This is a genomic window from Acetonema longum DSM 6540 (assembly GCF_000219125.1).
Taxonomy (GTDB): Bacteria; Bacillota; Negativicutes; order Sporomusales; family Acetonemataceae; genus Acetonema; species Acetonema longum.
In genome coordinates this window covers 23,632-47,468 of the sequence record NZ_AFGF01000221.1, presented here as the reverse complement: position 1 = coordinate 47,468, position 23,837 = coordinate 23,632, and the positions used below count along the sequence as shown (strand labels likewise).

At 48.7% G+C, this 23,837-nt stretch carries 22 protein-coding genes and 1 tRNA gene; 22 read left to right on the top strand and 1 reads right to left on the bottom strand.

The features are described from left to right. The first annotated feature begins 72 nt into the window (after window positions 1-72). From ALO_RS17360 to ALO_RS17295, 15 genes are all read left to right on the top strand, one after another. Window positions 73-852 (top strand): sugar phosphate isomerase/epimerase family protein, encoded by a 780-nt coding sequence (locus ALO_RS17360; protein ID WP_169313154.1) that lies wholly within the window; start codon window positions 73-75, stop codon window positions 850-852. Between the two features lie 277 nt (window positions 853-1,129). Then, a complete protein-coding gene (locus tag ALO_RS17355; RefSeq protein ID WP_004098687.1) occupies window positions 1,130-3,055 on the top strand; it encodes a type I glutamate--ammonia ligase in 1,926 nt (641 codons plus the stop codon). A 185-nt stretch (window positions 3,056-3,240) separates the two neighbouring features. Continuing rightward, window positions 3,241-5,001: an ABC transporter ATP-binding protein gene (locus ALO_RS17350; protein ID WP_004098686.1), complete on the top strand. Its 1,761-nt coding sequence runs from the start codon at window positions 3,241-3,243 to the stop codon at window positions 4,999-5,001. Window positions 5,002-5,088: 87 nt separating this feature from the next. Beyond that, window positions 5,089-6,858, top strand: a complete 1,770-nt coding sequence (locus tag ALO_RS17345; protein ID WP_004098684.1) for an ABC transporter ATP-binding protein — start codon at window positions 5,089-5,091, stop codon at window positions 6,856-6,858. A gap of 104 nt (window positions 6,859-6,962) precedes the next feature. Next, complete coding sequence (locus tag ALO_RS23600) at window positions 6,963-7,094, top strand: hypothetical protein (protein ID WP_004098682.1); 132 nt, start codon at window positions 6,963-6,965, stop codon at window positions 7,092-7,094. A gap of 72 nt (window positions 7,095-7,166) precedes the next feature. After that, window positions 7,167-7,730 carry a DUF4337 domain-containing protein gene (locus tag ALO_RS17340; RefSeq protein WP_004098681.1) on the top strand — a complete coding sequence of 188 codons (564 nt, stop codon included), beginning with the start codon at window positions 7,167-7,169 and terminating at the stop codon, window positions 7,728-7,730. Window positions 7,731-7,757: 27 nt separating this feature from the next. Next, entirely contained in the window at window positions 7,758-8,981 is a 1,224-nt protein-coding gene (locus tag ALO_RS17335; protein WP_004098679.1) for a Zn-dependent hydrolase, read from the top strand. A gap of 144 nt (window positions 8,982-9,125) precedes the next feature. Continuing rightward, the gene (locus ALO_RS17330; protein WP_004098678.1) at window positions 9,126-9,842 is read left to right on the top strand and encodes a 3D domain-containing protein; all 717 of its coding nucleotides are present in this window, start codon (window positions 9,126-9,128) and stop codon (window positions 9,840-9,842) included. 140 nt (window positions 9,843-9,982) lie between these two features. After that, window positions 9,983-11,089, top strand: coding sequence for a YibE/F family protein (locus tag ALO_RS17325; RefSeq protein WP_004098676.1), 1,107 nt, complete (start codon window positions 9,983-9,985; stop codon window positions 11,087-11,089). 99 nt (window positions 11,090-11,188) lie between these two features. Beyond that, window positions 11,189-11,905: a L,D-transpeptidase family protein gene (locus tag ALO_RS17320; RefSeq protein ID WP_004098674.1), complete on the top strand. Its 717-nt coding sequence runs from the start codon at window positions 11,189-11,191 to the stop codon at window positions 11,903-11,905. 289 nt (window positions 11,906-12,194) lie between these two features. Further along, a complete protein-coding gene (locus ALO_RS17315; protein WP_004098670.1) occupies window positions 12,195-12,641 on the top strand; it encodes a PaaI family thioesterase in 447 nt (148 codons plus the stop codon). Continuing rightward, a complete protein-coding gene (locus ALO_RS17310) occupies window positions 12,628-13,356 on the top strand; it encodes an alpha/beta hydrolase (protein WP_004098659.1) in 729 nt (242 codons plus the stop codon). The genes ALO_RS17315 and ALO_RS17310 overlap by 14 nt, the downstream gene beginning before the upstream one ends. A gap of 123 nt (window positions 13,357-13,479) precedes the next feature. Further along, complete coding sequence (locus tag ALO_RS17305; RefSeq protein WP_004098657.1) at window positions 13,480-13,929, top strand: DMT family transporter; 450 nt, start codon at window positions 13,480-13,482, stop codon at window positions 13,927-13,929. A 213-nt stretch (window positions 13,930-14,142) separates the two neighbouring features. After that, a complete protein-coding gene (locus ALO_RS17300) occupies window positions 14,143-15,276 on the top strand; it encodes an acyl-CoA dehydrogenase family protein (protein WP_004098655.1) in 1,134 nt (377 codons plus the stop codon). A 61-nt stretch (window positions 15,277-15,337) separates the two neighbouring features. Beyond that, window positions 15,338-15,414, top strand: a tRNA-Val gene (locus tag ALO_RS17295). 217 nt (window positions 15,415-15,631) lie between these two features. On the opposite strand, the gene ALO_RS17290 is transcribed toward ALO_RS17295, so the two are convergent. Further along, the gene (locus tag ALO_RS17290; protein ID WP_004098654.1) at window positions 15,632-15,832 is read right to left on the bottom strand and encodes a hypothetical protein; all 201 of its coding nucleotides are present in this window, start codon (window positions 15,830-15,832) and stop codon (window positions 15,632-15,634) included. Window positions 15,833-16,339: 507 nt separating this feature from the next. Between ALO_RS17290 and ALO_RS17285 the strand changes: the two genes are divergently transcribed. From ALO_RS17285 to thrS, 7 genes are all read left to right on the top strand, one after another. After that, entirely contained in the window at window positions 16,340-16,540 is a 201-nt protein-coding gene (locus ALO_RS17285) for a hypothetical protein (RefSeq protein WP_004098651.1), read from the top strand. 111 nt (window positions 16,541-16,651) lie between these two features. Beyond that, window positions 16,652-17,317: a 7-cyano-7-deazaguanine synthase QueC gene (queC, locus tag ALO_RS17280; RefSeq protein ID WP_004098649.1), complete on the top strand. Its 666-nt coding sequence runs from the start codon at window positions 16,652-16,654 to the stop codon at window positions 17,315-17,317. An 18-nt stretch (window positions 17,318-17,335) separates the two neighbouring features. Next, window positions 17,336-17,722 (top strand): 6-carboxytetrahydropterin synthase QueD, encoded by a 387-nt coding sequence (queD, locus tag ALO_RS17275; protein ID WP_040293778.1) that lies wholly within the window; start codon window positions 17,336-17,338, stop codon window positions 17,720-17,722. After that, on the top strand, window positions 17,710-18,306 hold the full coding sequence (locus tag ALO_RS17270) for a 7-carboxy-7-deazaguanine synthase QueE (RefSeq protein ID WP_004098645.1): 597 nt from the start codon (window positions 17,710-17,712) through the stop codon (window positions 18,304-18,306). Before queD ends, ALO_RS17270 begins: the two co-directional genes overlap by 13 nt. A 35-nt stretch (window positions 18,307-18,341) precedes the next feature. After that, entirely contained in the window at window positions 18,342-20,048 is a 1,707-nt protein-coding gene (gene recJ, locus ALO_RS17265; RefSeq protein ID WP_004098643.1) for a single-stranded-DNA-specific exonuclease RecJ, read from the top strand. A gap of 598 nt (window positions 20,049-20,646) precedes the next feature. Then, window positions 20,647-21,570: a putative sporulation protein YtxC gene (ytxC, locus tag ALO_RS17260; RefSeq protein ID WP_004098641.1), complete on the top strand. Its 924-nt coding sequence runs from the start codon at window positions 20,647-20,649 to the stop codon at window positions 21,568-21,570. A 322-nt stretch (window positions 21,571-21,892) separates the two neighbouring features. After that, on the top strand, window positions 21,893-23,806 hold the full coding sequence (thrS, locus tag ALO_RS17255; RefSeq protein WP_004098639.1) for a threonine--tRNA ligase: 1,914 nt from the start codon (window positions 21,893-21,895) through the stop codon (window positions 23,804-23,806). Window positions 23,807-23,837 lie beyond the last annotated feature (31 nt).

The following is a 23,837-nucleotide window of genomic DNA, read 5'->3' as shown; positions in this document are numbered from 1 at the left end:
AAAATCAGAGCAAGCCGCAGGCTTGCTCTGATGCATGAAAACTCCGATTTATTAAAAATGGGGGGAGACGAAATGAAGCTTATCATCAGTTCGGTTCTCTGGGAAAAACAGCTAAAAGAGGGGCTCCATCAGATAAAGTTACTGGAAAAAATCCCGGAAACCCGCTGTGCGGGTATAGAATTCCGGCCTTTTTGGCATAATCTGGATCAGGAAGTAGCCGAAATAAAACCAATTTTAGCGAGTAAGAAATATGCATGCGTATATGCCTGCAATGACGGGGTTTTAGCCGATACCCGGGAAAATACCATTCAGGCGATTGCTGCTCTTATGACCAGCATTCATCTGGCCGATCAGCTGGGAGCGAAAATCTTGCGGCTGAATGTAGCTGTGGACAGCTACAGCCCGGAGTTTATCAAGGCTACCTGGTGGAAAGCCGAAATGGAAAAAGCTATCGCTCTGGCGGCAAAATATCAGATCATCCTGGCGGTGGAAAATGGACCCAATAAGGAAAAAGGCGATGCCCGGATTCTGCATGAAATGCTGTCAACCATGAATTCTCTCTGGTTCAGGCTTACCTTTGATACGGCCAACTGGATTTACGCCGGCTATCAGCCGGAGGAAGCCTTTGAACTGTTGAGCTCATACATCGGTTATGTTCACTTGAAAGACTTGGTCGCTGACGGAACAGGGTATAAGCACAGCTATCCGGGGAGCGGCAATGTGGATGTAAAAGGACTGGCAGCGCGTCTGAAACTCCGGGGCTACAACGGACTGGCGGCCTTAGAGTTCCCGGGCGGCGAGGACCCTATGAGGAGGATTCAGGACAGTCTGTGCTATCTAGGAGACCGTTGAACAGCATACGGACCTTTTTGCACGTTCTTGGTTGCTGGGAATAAGGTGAGTTATAGATTTTATTTTATTAAGTATGCCTTTGCCCTCTAGACAAAATATAAAAGTATGGTATAGTATACCTATAAACAATTGAAATATTATTCGAGTCAATGACGACTCTCCGGTTATATCCGGGGAGTTGTATCTTTTTTAGACAGTTTAACATTGATCCGGGTAATATTCCACATTCTACGGCAACACACTATATTAAAATACTGAAGAAAAGAGGGTGCGGTTCATGACAAGTGATTTATTGTATGTGGTTCCCGCGGGAAAGTACACGCCGGAGGCCATAGTGGCTTTGCTGGAGAATCATCCTGAAATCAAGTTTGTGTCTCTGGTCGGCATTGACTTGGCCGGCAACGATACAGATGAAAAAATCCCGGTCGAATTGTTCAAGAAAGATGTAATGGATTTTTACAGCGGTGCCGCTGTTCAGACAGACGGCTCCTCGGTGGTCTTAACCGGTCTTGTCACCCTCAATAACGCCAAGGTTGATATGTTGGCAGACCCAGATGTAAACTGGTTTGTTGACTACAATTTTGAGTATCTGGATGAAGAAACCGGCAAACCTGTCGGCACCCTGCGGATTCCTTCCTTTCTGGTGCACGACGGACAGCGGGTTGACTCCCGTTCTATTTTGGCTCAGAGCATGGAATATATCACTGATGAACTGAAAGCTCTGTTCAAGAAATATCCCAAAGTGGCCGGACTGGAACATGTCAATGGCGAGGAAATTGAGGATATCCTCTTTACTGCCGGCACTGAACTGGAATTTTGGGTAAAAACTCCGGCGGAGCAAGCTCAGTTGGAAGAACTGTCCACTACCCAGACCATGCAGGAAAACTATTGGGCCCGCACCCGGGGCGCCGCCCGCACTGCTTTGGAACAGGCTGTGATGATGCTCGCGAATTATGGATTGGAGCCGGAAATGGGTCACAAGGAAGTGGGCGGTTTAAAAGCTCAGATCGACGAATCCGGCGCCTTGTCACATGTTCTGGAACAAATGGAGATCGACTGGCGTTTCACCACCAATGCGCTCCAGACCGCGGACAATGAGCTGCAGGCCAGAATCGTCGTTAAAGAAGTATTCCGGGAAAACGGCCTGGAAGTCTCATTTAAAGCCAAACCCATCATCGGTGTTGCCGGCAACGGCGAGCACGTCCACGTGGGTATTGCCGCCAGGCTGAAATCCGGTAAGACCGTGAACCTGTTCTCGCCATCGGATATGAAAAAAGATTTTCTGAGCGCGGTGGGCTACGGTGCGATCATGGGTCTCTTAAAAAATTACGAGGTTATTAACCCCTTCATTTCTGCCACTAATGACTCCCTCAACCGGCTGAAACCCGGTTTTGAAGCTCCGGTATGCATCGTAACCTCTCTGGGACATACACCGGAAGTGCCTTCCCGCAACCGGACCATCCTGGCCGGCTTAGTCCGGGATGTGAATAACTCTCGGGCCACTCGCTTCGAGGTACGGTCCCCGAATCCCTTTACCAATACCTACATTGCCCTCAGCGCTTTCTATTTGTCCATGCTGGACGGAATCAAAGCAGCGGTATCTGCCGGCAGAACAACCAAAGAATTGGATGCCGAACTTTCCAAAGACGCAGGAACTCCGGGATTCTATCTGGAAAAAGACCGGGCATATCGCAGCGAGCATGATGTGTTTGATGACTACGGCGCCGAGGAGCGGGACCGTCTGTTCGGTAAACCGCCGGCTACTGTATGGCAAAACATGCAGGCGATTGGGACTTATCCCGAAAAGGTCAAAGTTCTTATTGCCGGTAACGCTTTCCGCAAGGAATTAATCGACGCTTTTGTAGCTGGCGCCTTATTGCGTTGGAAAATTGAACTGAATAACCGCATCATCGGTGAAAACCTGGACGTTGTCCGGGCGTGTCAGTGCCTGCACAGCAGCGCCAGCGCCTCAGATATCGATGAAGAAATCTGGGCAAGAATCAATGACCTCCGTTTCTATCTGGCGAAAGACAAAAAGGATCAGAGGTGCCTTTTCAGCCGCATTAAAGCCGCTTTGGCCGCTGGTGAATTTGAGCAGGCATCCGACATGCAGATAGAAATGGCGGAAAAAGTCGGTCAGTTAAAAGTGCTTTATGCCGAGTACAAAAAGAATATCATTGACGATTGCTGCTGCCTCGAATAATCTGACCGATAACAGCCGTAAGTCTTCCAATATCACTTCACCGCCCGGAATCGGGCGGTGTTTTTGTGTATTCACTGCAAAAGTTTGCCGGGTTATAAAAATAGGTACTGTTGGGCACTGTCAATAAAAAAGGAATTCAATATTTTGGCGATAATAAGTAAAGGAGAGAGGAAAAGGAGACAGGAATGAACAAACAATCGCGGGAACTGCTGTGGGAATTTATGACGCGGTATTGGCGGCAATATTTAGTCGGTATGGCGATGCTGATCGTAGTGGACGTTCTGCAAACCTTTGTCCCCCGCTTTGTCGGCAGGGCAGTGGACCGAATCGCCGGACAGCAAGGACATATCTGGACCGAGATAGGCTGGATATTGGGCATTGCCGTAGCAGTCGCCATATTGCGCTACTTCTACCGCATTTTTATTATGGGTACTACCCGGCACCTGGAGTACTATTTGCGCCGGCAAATCTTTGCCCATGCCCTGCGCCTGCCCCTGTCATACTATGAGCAGGCAGGGCCAGGAGGGGTCATGGCCCTGATGACCAATGACGTGACAGCCATCCGCGTGGCCTTTGGCCTGGGCGCTATTCTGCTGATTGACGCAGTGGTTATGGGTTTTGCCGCCTTCTTTTTAATGGCCCGTACTATCGACCTTGAGCTGACCTGCTGGTCGCTTTTGCCATTGCCGTTTATTATGCTGGGCGTCATGGGAATGGGGGAAAAGGTCCATATAGCATTCCGCCAGGTGCAGGAAAAGTTCAGCCGGCTTACTGAATTTTCGCAGCAGACTTTTGCCGGATTGCGGGTGGTCAAAGGGTTTGCTGCCGAACACACCATGCTGGAACGTTTTGAAAAGATTAGCCGGCAGAGTGTGGAGGCCAGCATGAAATTGGCCGGAATCCAGGCTGTTTATCTTCCGGTTACTCATTCTCTGCCTTTTTTGACGTATGCTATTGCTTTGTATCTGGGCGGGCGAAAAATGATGGATGGACAGATGACGGCAGGTGATTTGACCGCATTGATCGGCTATTTGGGTGTCATTATCTGGCCGCTGATGGGGCTGGGTTACCTTTGGAATGTACTGGAGAAGGGGGCAGCCTCCCTGCAGCGGATTGTACAGGTACTGGCCGAGCCGGTACAGGAGCCGCAAATCGAAACGAAAGACAAACCGGACCCTTTACCGGGGCATCATCTTGAATTTCGCGATTTGACATTTTACTATCCCGGTTCCGGGCAGCCTGCCCTTCAGTCAGTTTCCTTCCAGGTCCCTCCCGGGGCAATGGTGGGGATTGTTGGCCGGACAGGCGCCGGCAAATCCACACTTTTGAAACTGGTGCTGCGCTTATATCATCCGCCGGCGGCCGCTATCTTCATCGGCGGGCAGGATATACATGAACTGAATGTTGAAAGCCTGCGGCATCATATTGGTTATGTGCCTCAGGAAACCCTTCTGTTTTCCCGGACCATCGCCGAGAATATCGCCTTTGACCGTTTCTATCCGGAGGATTCGGTAAAAGAGGCAGCCAGGCTGGCGGCGGTCACTGAAGATATTCATGCCAAAACCCAGGGAATGGAAACCGTATTAGGGGAAAAAGGCAAGAAACTTTCCGGCGGTCAGCAGCAGAGGGTGGCTATTGCCAGGGCTCTGGTGAAAGAACCTTCCATTCTGCTCTTAGACGACGTGTTTTCAGCTCTGGACTATCGCACGCAGCAGGTGCTGCTGTCGAATATGCGAAAATTTCTGGAAGGTAAGACCTCGGTTATTGTGTCCCAGCGAGTGGCGGCGGTGAAACAAGCGGACATGATTTATGTCATGGACCGGGGCAGAATCGTCGAGCAGGGAAATCACCGGGAGCTTGTCACCGGGCGAGGACTGTATTATCAGCTGTATGAACAGCAGCTGGCCGGTGAGGTAAAAGAGACGTTCTGCGTCTCGGAACAGTGAAGAATTTAAGCGATTTTTCGGCCTTAGCACATTAGCTGGTACTGCTGCTATCTGCCGAAAAGTCGTAAATTCTGATATGGAGGACTAATGGCGCGTTATTTTGGAGTAAAACGGTATGATGATCAAACCGGCCTGTTAACTGACCGGCATATGCTGGTGCGATTGTGGGGATTTGCCAGGCCTTTTCGGATGAAGCTGTTTTTTGTCTTGCTGATCATGCTGGCAGCGGCCGGAGTTGAACTGCTGCGGCCGTATCTCATGAAGCTGACGATTGACGTATTGGTTGCAGCCGGGGATGTGGCAGGACTGGGCCGTATTACTGTCATCTATGGGTTGAGCGTCCTCTTGTCAGGGGTGTTGTCTTACTGGCAGGCTATCCAGCTGCAATATATCGGTCAACAGATCATTCATCAGGTGCGGCGGCAGGTGTTCCGCCATATTTTGTTTCAACCATACCGGGAGCTGGAGGGTCAGCCGGTGGGCCGCCTGGTTACCAGGGTAACCAATGATACCGACGCGGTGAAAGATCTGTATACCGATGTTCTGGTGGCTTTGGCCAGCGACTTTTTTATGCTGGCCGGCATTATCGCGGTGATGCTTGCGATCCATTGGCAGCTGGCGCTGGTATCCTTTACCGTGCTGCCTGTCATGATCCTGGTGGCAGCCCTGTATCAAAAGTATGCCCGTCGTGCCTTCCGGCTGGTGCGGGAAAAGACAGCCGGTCTAAATACGTATGTCCAGGAAAGTTTGAACGGCATTCTTACCGTCAAGGCTTTCGCCCGCTTTGATCGCAGTGAAGGAGAATTCCGCTCGGTCAGCGACGAATATTTGGCAGCTGGGTTGCAGGAAATGCGTACCTATGCTATTTTTCGTCCTTTAGTAGATTTTATCTATGTGATGGCTGTATTGCTTTTGTTGTGGTACAGTGATGCCACCAGCCGCATTGGCGGGCTGGAGATCGGTATCGTGGCAGCATTTTTGCGCTATGTAGAAAAGTTTTTCTGGCCGATTAAAGACCTGGCGGAAAAATATAACCTGCTGCAGTCGGCCTTGGCCGCCGCCGAGCGCCTTTATGATCTGCTGGCGGCATCCGGACAAAGTGAAGAACCTGAGACTAAGATGGTTGACCGTCATTTCGCCGGTAAAATCATCTTTGACAATGTCTGGTTTGCTTATCAGGAGCCGGATTGGGTTCTGCAGGGCGTGACTTTTGAAATACAGCCCGGACAATTTATCGGTGTGGCAGGATTGTCAGGGTCGGGAAAAACCACCCTCATTGCCCTGCTGCTGCGATTTTATGAGCCGCAGCAAGGCCGGATATTGCTGGATGACATCGATATTCGCCAGATTCCCCCGGCTATTCTGCGCCGGCGTATTGGCGTGGTTTTTCAGGACGTGCACCTGTTCCCCGGGACTGTGGCGGAAAATATCAGTATGTTTGACCCGGCGGTTCCCGGAGCTTTAGTTCAAGACGCAGCCCGGACAGCCAATCTTTCAGCCTTTATACAGGCTATGCCGGATGGATACGATACTCCGGTGGGTTACCAGGGAGCCTGGTTGTCGGTAGGGCAGAGGCAGCTCTTGTCTTTGGCGCGGGTATTAGCCGTTCAGGCCGATGTACTCGTGCTGGATGAGGCCACCTCCAACATCGACAGCGAGACGGAAGGATTGATTCAGCAGGCTTTAGAAAACGCATCCGCCAAGCGGACCACCCTGGTGGTGGCCCATCGTCTGTCCACTGTGCAAACTGCTGACCGGATTATCGTACTGTCTCGCGGGCAGCTTGTCGAAGCAGGAACTCATGAGGAACTGCTGGCGTTGCGGGGAGTCTATCATCATCTATATATCAGCCAGTAAAGCTGATTGAATTTTGCATTAAATAACAGCAGGAAGTAATTGTCTGGTTAGAGAAAGAATAGTCAGGAATTGTAATACCTTTATTTACGAGGGGAGGACTTCATATGGCCAAAGGAATGGGGAAACGCTCCTATCATAAGCAGGAAACAGCTGCAGTTAACCGCTGGGCGTTGTTAATCGCCGGAGGTGCGGCAGCCGTTATCCTGCTGGTTATGGCAGTCTCTTTTCTCTGGTAGTGTTGACTAAAATCCGGCGATCCGGTAAACAATGAAACCATGGAACCCGACCAATAAGCTTTGGGAGGTCACATGGCGGATAGAGAAGAGCAGGGGTTGACGGAAACTTCAGCAAAAAAAAATGATCAAACTGCTGACCGACGAGTTAGACTGATGACGACGACTACTATGGTATTAGCGGTTTGCAGTACATTGGCATCGTTTAGAGCGGCAAATTGCGGGCACAACATGCTGATGGCCCAAAGCCAGTTAGCCAATCAGTGGGCCTATTATCAGGCAAAAAGCATTAAAGAAACAGCCTATCAGGCGCAGAAACAGGCCCTGGAGATCTGGCTGCGGCATTCCGAGCGGCCGGAATATTATCAGGAGACCATCACACAGTTTGCCGCTGAGACCGAGCGCTATGCCAGAGAAAAGCAAGAAATAGCCGAGAAAGCCGCGCGTTGGGAGGAAATGCGGGCAGACGCGGAGAATTTTTTTGCTGTATACGGGAAGGCGCTGATTTTTTTACAAATGGGCGTTCTCCTGTCCTCGTTGGCTTCCGTCAACAAAGCGGCTTATTTTAGCTACACCGCTTTTATTTGCGGCGGCATTGGCGTCATTATCTTTTTGTACGGATTGGTAAAGTCAGGCTGATCCGTTTATAGATGGAGGAGGCAGAAAATGGACAGTAAATGGATTATGGACACAATTGAAGCTATTGCGCAGTACGGCAAAGGGCAACAGGGAATGGACCGCCAGGCTTTTACCGAAGCTGACCGGCAGGCGCGTCAGTATGTGACGGATCTTATGGGGGAAATTGGCCTGACAGTACGGGAGGATGCTTTTGGCAATCTGATCGGCCGCCTGCCGGGGAAAAATCCGGAGGCGGCTGCAGTGGTCACAGGTTCCCATATCGATACAGTGCCCGAGGGGGGTAAATATGACGGAATCGTGGGTGTTGCGGGCGGTCTGTACGCTCTTAAAGAATTAAAAGGACGGGGCCCGTTAACCCATCCGCTGGAAGTGATTGTCTTCATGGCGGAAGAATCCAGCCGTTTCGGATTCGCCACTATGGGCAGCAAAGTAATGGCCGGACAGATGAATCTGTTATCTTGGTCAAAAGCCAAAGATCAGGACGGAGTGAAGCTCTCAGAAGCACTGGCTGGCTGGGGACTTGACATGAATAAGCTGGCGTCCGCCAAGCGTGCTCCCAAGGAAATGAAGGCTTTTGTGGAAATGCATATCGAGCAGGGCCCCGTCCTGGAACGGATTGGCAAGAAGGTTGGCGTTGTGACCGCTATTGCCGCACCTACCAGAATGAAAATCACGGTGGAAGGCTTTGCTGCCCATTCCGGCACTACTCCCATGGACGAAAGGCAAGATGCTTTAGTCAGTGCGGCGCGGATCGTTCTGGCGGTGAGGGAAAGCGCCATGGACCAAGTTCATCGGGGGACAGTAGGCACGGTAGGCGTTCTGAAAGTTCATCCCGGCGCCATGAATGTGGTGCCGGGCATGGTGGAAATGTGGGTGGATATCCGGGGTGTGGATCATGACAGTATTATTGAGTGCCTGCAGGATATAAAAGATCAGGTCAGCACCATTGCCGATGAACAGGAGACGCCTGTTTCGATCGCAGTGATGGCTTCAGATAAACCGGTGATTCTCGCCGAGGAAATCATTGATACCATTGAAGATGCCTGTGACACTTTGAATATTGCCTATCACCGGATGCACAGCGGCGCCGGGCATGATGCCATGAATATCGCCGCCTTGACACCTACCGGCATGATTTTCGTTCCCAGTCATAAAGGAATCAGCCATAATCCGGACGAGTACACCTCTGAAGAAGATATCGCAGCAGGAGTGCAGGTGCTTACCGAGACGTTATATCAATTAGCCAAGTAATTTAAGAGGCTTATTTGTCAGTCCTGTTCGGGGCTGATTTTTCTTTGCCGGATTGAATTCCCAGTAATATCAGACTACACATTATGTAAACTTTATGATACACTGTGAGGTGAACCGGAATCAGCAGCAAAAGGAGGAACAGCTTTGAAAAAAATAATTGTAACTATGATGACAGTTACAGCTATCCACATATTATCTCCGCTGCCATCTTACGCCGCTTCTCTTCAGGATACGCTCACATCGGTCATTACGCAGAATCCGCAAATCTTAACTCAAATGGTGAATCTGAAGAAGGAGTGGGACGAGGGAAACCGTGATGCGGTCTGGAGTATGCTTGCCGGCCAGATGCAGGAAAGAATGGGTATCGAAAATGCGGCTCTGCTTGGCGAGGGGGATTGGAAACAAGCCATGGAAGCCCAGCTTACCGACAGAGTGAAAGCTGAAATTGGGGACAGGGTCAGCACCCGCATTGCTCCCTATCAGGATCAAATTCAACTGGTAGCTAAAGCGCTGAATATTAACAGTAATATTTTACCTCAATCCGGCCAGGACCAGGAAATAACAGACTCGTACGAACAAGTAATGGATCTGACTGCTACCGGTTATGCCTCCGGCATCGAAAACAATGGTTACTCGGGGGATAAAACTGTTACAGGCACAGATGTACGCAAAGGCATTGTGGCAGTCGATCCGCAGGTCATTCCTATGGGAACCCGGGTGTGGGTAGAAGGTTATGGTGAGGCTGTTGCCGAAGATCAGGGCAGCGCCATTAAGGGCGACCGCATTGGACTGGCGTTTGACTCCAAGGAAGAAGCCCTGGAGTATGGCATGCAAAAAGTAAAAGTATATATTTTGGAATAATATCACTTCAACCGGCTTAGCCGGTTATTTTTTTGCAAACTTCCCGCTGGAAATTGTAAAAATGCCGGGCAGGAATCGGGAAAAGAAACGAGAATGATTAAATTTATTGTCGTGGCTATTTGATATAGGGAGGCTAACACTTGAAACAATACATAAGCCGTATCATTGCTGCTTTAATCATGGTGATGAGCTTGTCAACATTTGCTGTTGCGGCGCCTGCTGCACCCGCTGCATCGGATGAATATATCAAAGGCGAGGTTCTGGATGTCCGGGCAGTAGATGCTCAGACCCAGAAGCAGTTTTTCAGCGGTCAGGGGGAGATGGTCACTGTCCGGTTGAAGTCCGGACCTGAGGCAGGCAAGATCGTTGATATTTTCAATTTTGTGTCAGGCAAGTCTGTTTTTGAGATCAAAGTCAATCCCGGAGATAAAATCATCGTCGCCGTTTCTCACGATTTAGGGAAAACATCTTATTATATCAGCGATTTCGACCGATTGAATTATGTTTATCTTCTGTTGGGAGTGTTTGCGTTCTGTCTGATTCTGTTTGGCAGGATGATCGGTTTGAAGTCTTTGATTGTGATTGCAGTTTCGATCTGTTTGATTTATCTGTTGTTCATCAAGCAGGTATTGACCAATCAAATCAACATAGCCTTCCTGACACTGGGGTTAAGTGCCGTTATTGCCGTCATCACCCATGTGCCCATCAGCGGCTGGTCGCGCAAATCTTTGGCGGCTATTGGGGGGACCGTGGGCGGGGTAGTGGTTGCCGCGATACTATCCTACACTGCCATCCAGTTGATGCATCTGACCGGTCTTGATTCAGAAGAAGCCATGATGCTCAAGGCATCGGTTTTGAAATCGGTTGATTTCCAGGGAATTCTGTTTTCCGGCATGGTTTTAGGCTCATTGGGAGCGGTGATGGATGTAACCATTTCCATTGCGTCTGCACTGCAGGAAATTAAACAGATACAGCCTGACATCACGGCGAAAGAATTATTTCTTACCGGCATGAATGTGGGCAAGGATATTATGGGGACCATGTCCAATACCCTGATTTTGGCTTATGTGGGCAGTTCGTTGCCCTTAATGCTGCTGATTGCAGCCCAGCCTGATATGTCGATGGTAAAGGTTATGAATCTAAATCTGATTGTCACTGAAATTGCCCGGGCTCTGACTGGCAGTATCGGGCTGGTTTGCGCCATTCCGCTGACCGCATTGGTCAGTACGCTGCTGTATCATAAATAAAGGGCTGGCTGACTCGTACTTTTTTCTCCATTGTCGGGATATCTCCCCTGGCTGCGTCATATATTTGACATGAGATATGTGACGCCAAGAGGTGAGAATATGAAAAAAATGCAATTTTGGAGCCGGCATCAGCGGTACTTTTTATGGTCCGGACTCGTTCTGGTAGGACTGACATTTGGCTTAATCGGATTTGAATACAGCGATGAACTGGAAACGGCCGCTGTCTCAAGAGCTGAGGAGCCAGCGAATCCTCCCGCTGGCAAGATCAGTTTAGTGATTAAAGAGAGAGAACGGCTGTTGGAGGTTTATCAGGACGGGCAGTTTTATAAACAATACCGTGTGGCAGTGGGTAAAGGTGAAACGCCTACTCCGATTGGCGAGTGGAACGTAGTCTGGAAAGATTATAATTGGGGCACCGGTTTTGGTACCCGTTGGATGGGGCTAAATGTTCCCTGGGGCATTTATGGTATTCATGGCACCAACAAACCATGGTCGATCGGCCAATTCGCCAGTCATGGCTGCATCCGTCTGCGCAATAAAGATGTGGAAGAATTGTTTGAATGGGTACCGATCGGCACACCGGTGAGAATTGACGGTCGGCGGACTAAAGTGGAAAGGGTTCTGAAGTTTCAGATTGCCGGTCCGGATGTAGTGATTCTGCAGATGAAACTGAAAGAACTAGGCTTTTTAGCTGGCCGCGCCGATGGGATTTTTGGCAAGGATACGGAACAGGCCGTAAAAAATCTTCAATTGGAAAAGGGTTTGCCGCAGGACGGGATAGTGAATAAACAGCTGATAGAATTAATGGAACTTTAAAAACACGGATTCTCACCGTGTTTTTTTATTTGCTTTATACTGATGAATGGAAGTTGTTTGGCGAATAAGGAGGGGTTTTGTCTGTTTATGGCGTATAATTTACAAGAAGTATTTTCATAGCAATCAAGAATAAGGTTCTTGCCGATCATCGCATCTTGCGTCACCTGAAATATGTCTGATATGCGCGGCTTCTCTGCTCTGCCATGCAGAAAAGTCCCGGCAAACTTATCCCATGTTTCAAATGACACAAAGTGCTTGAAACCAGTTGGAACTAGTCTGGAGGCGTTTGGTGGAAGACAGGATGCAAACAATCAAAAGCTATTTGACAAAAATTTATGATGCAAACCCTTTTGTTCGCTTACTGAAGATTACAGTCGAGGACATGACCGAAGGCGTGGTTAAGCTGATGATGCCGGTAGACTTGAAAACCCATACGAATTTATATGGGGTGGCTCATGGCGGCGCCCTTGCTTCCCTGGCTGATACTGCGATGGGGATGGCTTGCGCAACGGTCAATAAGCGCGTTGTTACTATTGAAATGAATATAAACTGTATACGCAGCGCTCAACCGCAGCCCTTAATTCACTGCGTCGCCCGTATAGTACATAATGGCCGGCAAACGGTTGTTGTGGAGGCGGATATCGTCGACGGCAATAAGGATGGGCTGCTGGCTAAAGCCAGAGGCACATTTTTTGTCATTGGCTCGTTTGAAGGAGGGGCGCATGCGCGAACTTAGCATTACAACTCCGAAGGGCGTTTTATCGGCGGTGCTGCATGAGGCGGCGGGGTCAAAACACCTGTTGATTGTCTGCCATGGATTCCGCGGATCCAAAGATGGCAGCGGTCGCAGCATGGTGCTTTCTGATCTGGCTGTAGCCAACGGATTCTCGGTATTGCGTTTTGATTTTACGCCGCAGGCCACTCTATCCCGGCAAATAGAAGATTTGGGATATGTAGTGGAATTCTGTCAGGAAATTATCGGGGGCTCGATTATACTGCTGGGGCGCAGCATGGGCGGCAGTGCTGCCTTGGCTTTTGCGGCACGGGATCAGGGGATTGCCGGACTTTGTTTGTGGGCTACACCCTGGAATCTGGCGGAAACCTTTCAATTGGCTCTGGGTGAGCGGTATCAGAATTTAAGCCAAGGTGAAAGCGTTACCGTTGAAGATGAATATGGCAGAGTCCGTTTTACCCCTCAGTTTATTGAAGATTTTACCCGTTATGACTTACTGTCTTGCGCCAGATCTTTGGGGAGAATTCCGCTCTTGATTATTCACGGGCAAAAAGACGGCATTGTCCCTTTAGCTCAGGCTCATGATCTTTTTTTGGCCGCCGAAGGCCCCAAAAAGATGGTGGTTATTCCCGAAGAAGACCATCAATTTACCTATAAGTATGATGAAACGACGAGGGAATTGCTGGCTTGGCTGCGAGAAACATTCGGGGACTGTTGAAAAAGGCCATCTGCGTCACTTTAACCTCTTTCGGACGCTCGAGGCTGACGACGGTTCCGGTATATTTCGCCTGAAACCGCGCACACTATGAAAGTATATTTTGCAGCATGGAGAGTGTGCGGATTGAATTTATCGGGAAATCTATGGGCATTGATATTGGCTGCAGTATCCGGCCTGCTGATGGCAGTTCAAGGTGCCTTGAATGCTGCTTTAAGCAAGGTGATTGGACTGCTGGAGACGACATTTGTTGTTCATGTTACTGGTACGATTGTCTTGGCGATCGCTCTTTACGGGCTGAAAATGGGCAAAGGCAATATGTCTCTTATTAATCAGGCTCCGTGGTATACTTATCTGGGCGGTATTGTCGGGGTATTTATAGTATATCTCGTGGCGTCAAGCATTCCTAAAGTAGGCGCAGGAAATGCTACGACAGCCATTATCGTGGGCCAAGTGCTTACCGCAGTGGCAATTGACTGTTGCGGGGCATTCGGACTGAAACAATATGTATTTGGTTGGCAGAAACTGGTCGGCATTGCTTTTTTAGCCATTGGCGCCAAACTGTTAATCCGTTAATTGCCCATTTCTACAGCCTGTGTGATGACCACAGGCGTTTTTTTATTACTAGTATCTAATCCTCCGTTGTCGAATCGTCACGAATTTATAGATTAGGTGTTAACAAACGGAAAAATTTCAGGTATACTTAACAATAGGGCATTTTTCTTTTATCGCATGAACGCCCTTATAAGGTATAAGCTATTACTACCAATTGAAAATAGGAGGAGAAGTATGGATTTTAATTTTACTCCCGATCAACTGGCTCTGAAAAAGATGACCCAAGAGTTTGTTGCGAAGGAAATTACGCCTTATGCACTGCAAATGGACCACGAAGGGCATATGAGGCCCGGTTTGGTTAAAAAAATGTTCGAGGCAGGCATCCTGGACATCACCGTGCCGGAAGAATATGGCGGTCCTGGCGTTGATGCTCTTTCTATCGCTTTCGTTTATGAAGAACTGGGCAAGGGTTGCGCCGGCGTTGCCACCTCAGCCGCCGCCAATGCGCTGGCATCGTATCCTCTGGTAGTAGCCGGCACTCATGAGCAAAAAGAATTGTTCTATAGCTATATTACCGACGGCAAACTGGCGGCATTTGCCCTGACCGAGCCTGGAGCGGGTTCTGACGCCGGTGCGGTGGCTACTACCGCGACCAAAGACGGTGACCATTACATATTAAACGGAACCAAGTGCTTTATTACCAATGGCGGCATCGCTGATGTATATGTTATTTTCGCCAATACCCGCAAATCGGCCGGTATCCGCGGCCTGACCGCCTTTATTGTTGAACGCACTACCCCAGGCTTCTCGATCGGCAAAGAAGAAGAAAAAATGGGCATTCGTGCCTCTAATACCTGTGAATTGGTCCTTGACAATGTCCGTATTCCGGCAACCAACCGTATCGGCCGTGAAGGTGAAGGCTTCAAAATTGCCATGAAAACCTTGGACGCCGCCCGCCCTTTCGTAGGTGCCGTATCGCTTGGTCTCACCCAGGCTGCTTTCGATATTGCCGTGAAATATTCCAAAGAGCGCCAGCAATTCGGCAAACCCATCGCCTCGTTCCAACTAGTACAAGGCATGATCGCCGATATGGCCATGCAGCTTGAAGCGGCCCGCCTTTTGGTTTATAAAGCTTGCTGGCTGAAAGACCAAAACGTGGAGTATTCCAAAGAATCCGCTATCGCCAAATGTTTCGCAGCTGACACCGCTATGAAAGTAACTACCGATGCAGTGCAGGTCCTTGGCGGTTACGGCTATTCCAAAGAATACCCCGCCGAGAAATACATGCGCGACGCCAAGATTATGCAGATTTACGAAGGCACCAATCAAATTCAGCGTCTAGTTATCGCCAATAATATCTTATATTAGTTGTTTGTAACTAGTTGCTTGACTTTTTTACTGTAGTATAATATAATATTTTTTGTGCAAAGGGGTTATAGCTCAGTTGGTTAGAGCGCTTCGTTGACATCGAAGAGGCCAGCGGTTCGAGTCCGTTTAACCCCACCAGTAAATTCAAGGTTCCGCAGGAATGCGGGACCTTTTTTATGTCAGATTTTGCCCGCCCTTGACCAACAGACCGATTTTGGCGTTATCTCCGGGGTGAAAGCCCTGAACGGGGACTGGCGAGCGCCTACTGTTAGCCGACAGCAAGAGTGTCCGTCGCAAGATGGAATCTGAATGTAAAATAAAAAACGAGGACGGATTTCCCCGCGCCTCGTTTTCGTTATTTACTGTATGCTTGCAAAAAGTCTGTTCCAAGCTGTTCATACATTTCAAGGTGTTCAATAAGTTTAAGTTGGGTAGTTGGACTTATTGCTTCCAGGTTATCAGTGAACACAATTTCTTTAATAATAGAAGTGATTGTGAACGAACCATAACCTAAAAAAGACAGCTTTTTAATTAGCCTGCTAATCTGCTGATTCACTTTTTATCCTCCATCTGTTCAATTTGGTAATTACAACATAAAGTTGTCAGCCGCATTACCTTCGACTTTATACCAATGAAATCATATGGAAGGAGATTGACTACTCATTCTTAATAATATAACTGGTACGTTATCTTATTAAGTATAGCATGATATTTAATAAAAGGCAATAAGTATTTATCCATTGAAGGCCCAGGATTTTAGCCGCAAGCCTTTTATAGTTATTTGCCTTAAAAAAATCAATAGCATGAAAATTCTTACTTTAAGGCTATCAATAGGAACTTCTTTAAGGAATAGTAATATTTTATTAACAGCAGGAATATCTTGATTATGCCTTAGTTTTTATGCTCTAACTCCTGAGAGGCACATCGCAATGTCTCACTAGGTAAGGCAGCCAACCGGCAGTTCTATCCTTATGTGTGAGTTGGCGTAGTTGAAAGGCAATATTAGCGGTCGGCAGTCTCTGATAGAGTGCTGCGCCAGACAAAAGGAGATGGAGGAATCGCCATGGATCAGCAAATGAAGCGGCTTTTAAAAAGATTGACTTTTTTAGGCTATTGTTCATTCCAAATTCAAAGTATTGTTACCGAAGCTATCGGAAACAACAGCTTCTCTGAAATCACCTCTTCACAGCGTGCCGAAGTAATCCGGCGCCTGGAGATGTATGAGCAGCTCGGCTCAAATTATCTGGAAGCCTATAGCAAGTAGAATGAGAGAAAAACGAGACTGAAGCGGGACTGCAAGCTGTATGTCCCGCTTTGCTTTGCCGGCGGGATTTGCTATAATGAAAAGGATTTAGAGCCCTGAGGAGGTTTTTTTATGGCCAATACAAAACATGAAGGCGCTATGGTGGTATTCAGCGGCGGCCAGGACAGCACTACCTGTTTATTCTGGGCGATGGAGCGGTTTCAGCCGGTGACAGCCATTACCTTTAACTATAATCAGCGTCACAAGGCTGAAATAGAGTGCGCTCAAGAGATTTGCCGCGATTTAGGGGTAGAACAGACCATTCTGGATATGGCTTTATTAAACCAGTTAACGGCTAACGCTCTCACTCGCAGCGAAATTGAGGTCAAAGCCGGGGCAGGGGGGACGCTGCCGTCTACCTTTGTTGACGGCAGGAATCTGCTGTTTCTGTCCTTTGCCGCTATAGCCGCCAAACAAAAAGGATTGCGGCATATCATTACCGGGGTGTGCGAGACAGATTTCAGCGGCTATCCGGATTGCCGCGATATGTTTGTAAAGTCCCTGAATGTGACCTTAAATCTGGCGATGGATTATCAGTTTGTCCTGCATACGCCTTTGATGTGGATCAATAAAGCTCAGACCTGGGCTATGGCCGACCAGTTAGGCAGGCTAGAGTATGTACGCAAGAACACTCTGACTTGCTATAATGGAATCATGGGTGACGGCTGCGGTGAGTGTCCTGCCTGCCAATTGCGAAATAAGGGATTAGTACAATACTTGGAACAGAAAGGCAAGTAGAAAATGAAGAAGATTTCGATTCGAGCTACCAAAATATTTACCTTTGATGCAGCCCATTGTCTGCCGGGGCATAAAGGAAAATGCGCCAATATGCACGGACATACATACCGGCTGGAAGTAACAGTGGCCCGTAATGATGACGGCGTTCTCACCGACGATTCGGGAAACGGTATGGTTATAGATTTTGGCGATTTAAAACAGATCGTCCAGGAAGAGATTATTGACAAGGTGGACCATAAACTTCTCAACGAAGTATTCTCCTTTCGCACCACCTCGGAAAATATGGCCAGGCACTTTTACGACCTGCTGGCGCGGCGGCTGTTGGCTCAGGGCGTTTCAGTGGAGAAAATCACCCTCTGGGAATCTCCCACTTCCTGCGTGGAGGTGGGCAGATGGAACTCATAACCTATCCTTTTGTGGAGACTTTTGCAGGTATTCAGGGCGAAGGGACCTTCATGGGCATGGGAGCAACGTTCATCCGGCTGGCCGGATGCAATCTTCGCTGCGCCTGGTGCGATACGACCCATTCCTTTGATGTGGACAGGGCCCGCCGGCTCACAGTGAATGAATTGCTGCAGGAATGTTCCCTGACGCAGCCTTTGGTTGTTATAACCGGCGGGGAACCGACGTTATATAACCTGCAGCCTTTAGTGACGGCGATTCATAAGCTGGATAAGCGGGTGGCTATCGAAACCAATGGAACGAATCCGATTCCGGCGGAATGGGATATTGACTGGGTTACGGCATCTCCGAAGCCTGGCAGCAATTACGCTATAAACTGCCGTCCCAATGAGTTGAAGTATGTTGTGGATGACAGGCTGTCAGTAACCGATATCGCGGCGGACCGGGTCCCTCCGGGACATGTTTATTTGCAGATCGAAAGCTGCCGCCCGGAATCAGCCCGTAAGGCATATAAGATGGTTGTGGAATATCCTGAATTAAAGCTGCGTGTCGGTATACAGCTACATAAAATCTTGGGCGTAGAATAATAAGATGCGCTCTTGTGGGAGAGGCGGAATCAGTTTTGAGTGGACGCTGTGTCTGGAAAGTGGCTCCTCTGCAGGATGAGTTGCGGAAAGAGCTGACGGGAAAACTGGATATACCGGAGATCATCGCTCAGATACTCATTAATCGTGGGGTCAGTACGGTTGAGGATGCCGTTTATTTTTTAGAAGCCGGATGGGACCGACTGGTCGACCCCGGGCTCATGAAGGATATGGACCGGGCCTTGGATCGGGTGGTCCGGGCCGTTCAACAACAGGAGAAAATTACAATTTATGGGGATTACGATGTGGACGGTATTACTGCCACGTCGCTTTTATATCTGGTGCTGACATCTCTCGGGGCACAGGTGGCTTACTATATCCCTGAACGGTTTGGCGAAGGGTATGGCTTAAATGACATTGCCCTGGAGAAACTTCGTGGGGACGGTACGCAGCTTGTTATTACGGTGGATTGCGGCATTTCGGCTATTGCTGAAGTGGAAAAGGCGCGAAATTTCTATGATATCATCATCACAGATCACCATGAGCCGGGGGAGGCGCTGCCGACGGCGCATTCCATTCTGAACCCCAAGCAGCGGGACTGTCCTTTTCCCCATAAGCAACTGGCAGGAGTCGGGGTAGCGTTTAAACTCTGCCAGGGCCTGTGGCAGCGTTTGGGCAAGCCCAACGCTGAATTGTATACATACCTGGACTTAGTTGCCGTTGGCACGGTAGCGGATGTAGTGCCGCTTTTGGGTGAAAACAGGGTTTTGGTGAAAGAAGGATTAAAGCAGATTGCCGCTACCGCCAACACCGGCTTAAAAGCTTTATTGCAGGTCAGCGGGATCAAGGGGAAAGTAAATGCCGGCAACATCGGCTTTGGCATTGGTCCCAGGATCAATGCCGCGGGAAGGTTAAGTCACGCCCTGTCGGCGGTGGAGCTTTTGACCACTAAAGATGCGGAACGGGCCGCCTTTTTGGCACAGCAGCTGGAGACCGAAAATCTGGCCCGGCGCCAGATCGAGGAAAATATCCGTTTGCAGGCTGATGCTGTCGTGGCTCAAATGGATCTGGCGGCAGAGAAGGTTCTGGTCATTGCCGGTGAACACTGGCATCACGGCGTGATTGGCATTGCCGCATCCCGCATTCTGGATAAATACTACCGGCCTACGGTTATGATCAGTGTGGAGGATGGTATGGGGCGGGGATCCTGCCGCAGTATTAAAGGATTCAATATGTTTGAAGCCCTGGATAGCTGCCGTGATATTCTGGTCAAATTCGGCGGACATGCCGCCGCTGCCGGATTCTCCATCCTGCCGGAAAACATAGGCGAATTGCGCCGTCGGTTGAATGCACGCGCCAATCAGTTATTGACCGAAGCAGACTACCTGCCTGTGGTTGCTATTGATATCCCCGTCCAGCTTAACGATATCAGCCTTGCCTTTATCGAAAAGCTGAACATACTGGCGCCGTTCGGGCCGGGAAATCCGGCTCCGGTACTAGCCTGCCGCGATATGGTCATTACGGATGTGCGAGTTTTGGGAAAGGACCGCAAGCATCTGAAGCTGAAGGTGCTTCACAATAAATGCGCCGGCGAGATTGTATTTTGGAACCAAGGGGAACTGGCTGCTTCATTGCCGGTCAACAGTTTCATTGCCGCTACTTTTTTCCCGGAAATCAATGAGTGGCAAGGTCAATCCCTGGTGCAGCTGCATGCATCAGATATTAAACGCCAAGGGAACCGTTGAAAAAGGCCCATCTGAGTCGTTTCTCCTGCGGGCGCGCTCGTTCAGAAAACATCCCTTTTCTGTTTCGAATGCAGTAGTTTATTTTGCTGTGACTACACCGAAAAGTGATTTGTTTTCTGCCTGATCTCACAATGCTCCGCATCTTTCTCGTATCGGCGTACCCTGCAAATGCACAGTCTCACCACTGTATCAGAATGTATGACTTTTCGGGAGATAGCTAGTAGCGGCCGATTTCTCATAAGCCGAAAAACCACCTAAATTCTTCACTGGTACGGCAACGCAGGCGTTGCTCTTACCAAGCATCTGATCTTTTTGAACGGTTCCAGATTCGATGCCGTACACAAGTTCATAAAAGAAGCTGAAAGTTTTTGCGTTTTCGGCTTCTTTTATTTTTTTGCTCGTGCGGCTTTCAGCATGAATAGCAAATGGAGCATTGTGGCAGAATAAATCATAGCATGTCTGTCTTTACGGTACGCCATGGACAAGGAATTACCGGTTTGTCTTTTCTGCTACAAAATAATGCTGTATTTATGGACTGGTTTACCTTGTATGCGACATTGCTGTCACACATATAATAGCAGCAAGAGAGGTGAAGACAATGAAATTGCTTTCTCTGGGCATGACGGGCACAACCGAGGAGATTCGACAAAAGTTGCAGCAGGATTGTAATATATTCGCCCGTGAAGGGTGCAAACTGTCCGTGGATGAACTGCAATTGGGCGGTTATACGTTTTTATCGTGCAACATACCGGACGGAGAGATTTCTTACCGCAGTTATGAGCGGGTCAAGAACCTGTTAAAGGTATATATAGCGCAGATTTTATCAGACATGATTATTATTCGCGAAGAAAAGAATATCGTGCACGATATTCTCCGCCAGGATTATGAATATTTTAGCGGTGAAGAGCAGAATCAGATCATTACGAAGGTCTTTGACATTCTACATAATGATCGTATTATGACGGAGTATAGTCTGACGGTTCGTCGCAGCCGCATCTTTACAAAAATGCTGGACTATCTGAACGGTCATAACGAGATGGTATTAGATGGATTTATCCGGTTCCGGCTGAAAGAGTACCGGCAGTTGCTGGCTTCGGCGGTGGAACAGGCAGTGGATGAATTTATGTCAGATGTGGAATATCAGGAATTTATCCGCATTCTGCGCTATTTTGTCAGTATGCAGGAACCGCGTTTTGGCGAAGTGCATGTGGTAGTGGATAAAAATAATGTGGTGTATATTTTTGATGCAGACGGAGAAATACTTAACGATCAGGACGGAGAACAATTCACGGTGAACACCCAGGACGGAACCCATGACCAGGACTTGTTGATGAGCGCTCTGATTACCGTGGCCCCGCAGATGATTATTTTTCACTTTGCTAGTAAAGTGAAAAATAAGGAATTGGTTGCCACTGTCCAGGAGGTCTTTACCGAACGCGTTTTTGTCTGCGACGGGTGCCGGATTTGTAATGTTGATTTGACCCCTAACCGGAAGAGTGGATCTAATCCTGTTGACACATGACAGAAACAAAGATATAATGTGAATAATATATAACATGTATTAAATATACAAATAGTGATGCAGAGGACATGACAGTTGCAACATACATTACAGAGAGAGCCCGTCGCTGGCTGTAAGCGGGTTTATGCATCTCAACTGTTACCGCCTCCAAACTGCCCGGTCGAACTGACAGTAGGCCGTGCCGGTGTGATTGCCGTTAGCGAAATCATTAAGATGATTCTTATGAATTAATCAGGGTGGAACCGCGGGTAACTCTCGTCCTTGGGATGAGGGTTTTTTTATTTTTCAAATGTATCTCACCAGTTTGAGGAGGATGTTATCCATGGGTAAAGTACAGGTTATTTTGAAAGACGGATCTGTCCGGGAGGCAGATGGGGGAACGAAATTGTTCAACGTGGCGGAAGCGATTGGCAGAGGTTTGGCCAAAAGCGCTTTGATCGCCAGGGTAAACGGGCGTTTGGTTGATTTGGCCGCGTCTCTGGTGGAAGATGCCAAAGTGGAGTTTTTGACTTTTGAAAATCCGGAAGGCAAAGATGCCTTACGTCACAGCGCCTCCCACATTATGGCCCAGGCGGTGAAACGTCTGTATCCGGGATCTAAACTGGCCATTGGTCCGGCTATTGCCAATGGATTTTACTATGATATTGATTCGGCTCATACCTTTACGCCGGAGGACCTGGAGAAAATTCAGGCCGAAATGGAAGAAATCGTGAAGGAAGATCTGCCGATTGAGCGGATGGAAGTCAGCCGCGAAGAGGCCTTGCGCCTGTTTGGCGAACAGCAGGAAAGCTACAAAGAAGAATTGATTCGAGATCTGCCGGGGGATTCGGTCATTTCTCTGTATCGCCAGGGAGAATTCGTTGACTTGTGCGCCGGACCTCATGTTCCTTCTACCGGTAAAGTGAAGGCTCTGAAACTTCAGAATCTGGCCGGAGCCTACTGGCGAGGCGATCAAAAAAATAAAATGCTGCAGCGGATCTATGGGACGGCTTTTGAAAAGAAAGCGGAACTGGGTGAATATCTGAATATGCTGGAAGAAGCGGCGAAACGGGACCATCGCAAGCTGGGCCGTGAATTGGACCTATTCAGTATTCAGGAGGAAGGCCCGGGATTCCCTTTTTTCCATCCCAAGGGAATGGTGATCCGCAATGAACTGGAAAATTTTTGGCGTAAACTACACACTCATTACGGCTATCACGAAATCAAAACCCCGATTATCCTGCATCAAAAACTGTGGCAACAGTCCGGTCACTGGGATCATTACCGGGAAAACATGTATTTTACCACCATTGATGAAGAAGGCTATGCGGTGAAGCCAATGAACTGTCCCGGCGGCATGTTGGTCTACCGCACGCAGCATCATAGTTATCGGGACCTGCCTTTGCGAATCGCCGAACTAGGGTTGGTGCACCGTCACGAGATATCCGGCGCTCTGCACGGCCTGATGCGGGTAAGGAGCTTTACGCAGGATGATGCTCATATTTTCATGCTGCCGTCCCAGGTCAAAGATGAAATTCAGGGCGTTATTAAGCTGTTTGATACCGTTTATGGCGTCTTTGGCTTATCTTATCACGCCGAATTGAGTACAAAGCCGGAAAAGGCCATGGGGTCGGATGAAACCTGGGAGATCGCCACCAACGCTTTGAAAGAAGCTATGGAGGACTTTGGCCTGCCCTATAAGATTAATGAAGGAGACGGCGCTTTCTATGGCCCGAAAATTGATTTTCATTTGAAAGACTCTATCGGTCGTACCTGGCAGTGTGGAACCATACAGCTGGATATGCAGATGCCGGAAAAATTCGACCTTACCTATGTGGGTGAAGATGGACAAAAACACAGGCCGGTCATGATTCACCGGGTGGCTTACGGCAGTATAGAACGCTTCATCGGTATTCTCATTGAACACTTTGCCGGAGCTTTTCCCGCCTGGCTGGCACCGGTTCAGGTCAAAATCCTGCCAATTTCCGACCGTCATCTGGATTATGCCTTGAAGTTGGCAGGGAAAATGCAGGAAAAAGAAATCCGGGCAGAGGTTGACGCCCGTAATGAGAAAATCGGTTATAAAATTCGTGAAGGCCAGGTAGAGAAAGTGCCTTATTTGTTGGTGGTTGGTGACAAGGAGGCCGAAACCGGCCAGGTTGCCGTGAGAAAACGCAGTCAGGGAGAGCTGGGAGCTATGGAAGTCGACCGGTTCATTGAGCAGCTCCTGAACGAAATCAAAACAAAACAGCAATGAAATGAAACTGGAATGAGATAATAAAAATAAA

Excerpts from the sequence above, each read along its gene's own strand:
- ALO_RS17360 (WP_169313154.1), top strand. The coding sequence starts at position 73 with ATGAAGCTTATCATCAGTTCGGTTCTCTGGGAAAAACAGCTAAAAGAG.
- ALO_RS17355 (WP_004098687.1), top strand. The coding sequence starts at position 1,130 with ATGACAAGTGATTTATTGTATGTGGTTCCCGCGGGAAAGTACACGCCG.
- ALO_RS17350 (WP_004098686.1), top strand. The coding sequence starts at position 3,241 with ATGAACAAACAATCGCGGGAACTGCTGTGGGAATTTATGACGCGGTAT.
- ALO_RS17345 (WP_004098684.1), top strand. The coding sequence starts at position 5,089 with ATGGCGCGTTATTTTGGAGTAAAACGGTATGATGATCAAACCGGCCTG.
- ALO_RS23600 (WP_004098682.1), top strand. The coding sequence starts at position 6,963 with ATGGCCAAAGGAATGGGGAAACGCTCCTATCATAAGCAGGAAACAGCT.
- ALO_RS17340 (WP_004098681.1), top strand. The coding sequence starts at position 7,167 with ATGGCGGATAGAGAAGAGCAGGGGTTGACGGAAACTTCAGCAAAAAAA.
- ALO_RS17335 (WP_004098679.1), top strand. The coding sequence starts at position 7,758 with ATGGACAGTAAATGGATTATGGACACAATTGAAGCTATTGCGCAGTAC.
- ALO_RS17320 (WP_004098674.1), top strand. The coding sequence starts at position 11,189 with ATGAAAAAAATGCAATTTTGGAGCCGGCATCAGCGGTACTTTTTATGG.
- ALO_RS17310 (WP_004098659.1), top strand. The coding sequence starts at position 12,628 with ATGCGCGAACTTAGCATTACAACTCCGAAGGGCGTTTTATCGGCGGTG.
- ALO_RS17300 (WP_004098655.1), top strand. The coding sequence starts at position 14,143 with ATGGATTTTAATTTTACTCCCGATCAACTGGCTCTGAAAAAGATGACC.
- ALO_RS17285 (WP_004098651.1), top strand. The coding sequence starts at position 16,340 with ATGGATCAGCAAATGAAGCGGCTTTTAAAAAGATTGACTTTTTTAGGC.
- queC (WP_004098649.1), top strand. The coding sequence starts at position 16,652 with ATGGCCAATACAAAACATGAAGGCGCTATGGTGGTATTCAGCGGCGGC.
- ALO_RS17270 (WP_004098645.1), top strand. The coding sequence starts at position 17,710 with ATGGAACTCATAACCTATCCTTTTGTGGAGACTTTTGCAGGTATTCAG.
- ytxC (WP_004098641.1), top strand. The coding sequence starts at position 20,647 with ATGAAATTGCTTTCTCTGGGCATGACGGGCACAACCGAGGAGATTCGA.
- thrS (WP_004098639.1), top strand. The coding sequence starts at position 21,893 with ATGGGTAAAGTACAGGTTATTTTGAAAGACGGATCTGTCCGGGAGGCA.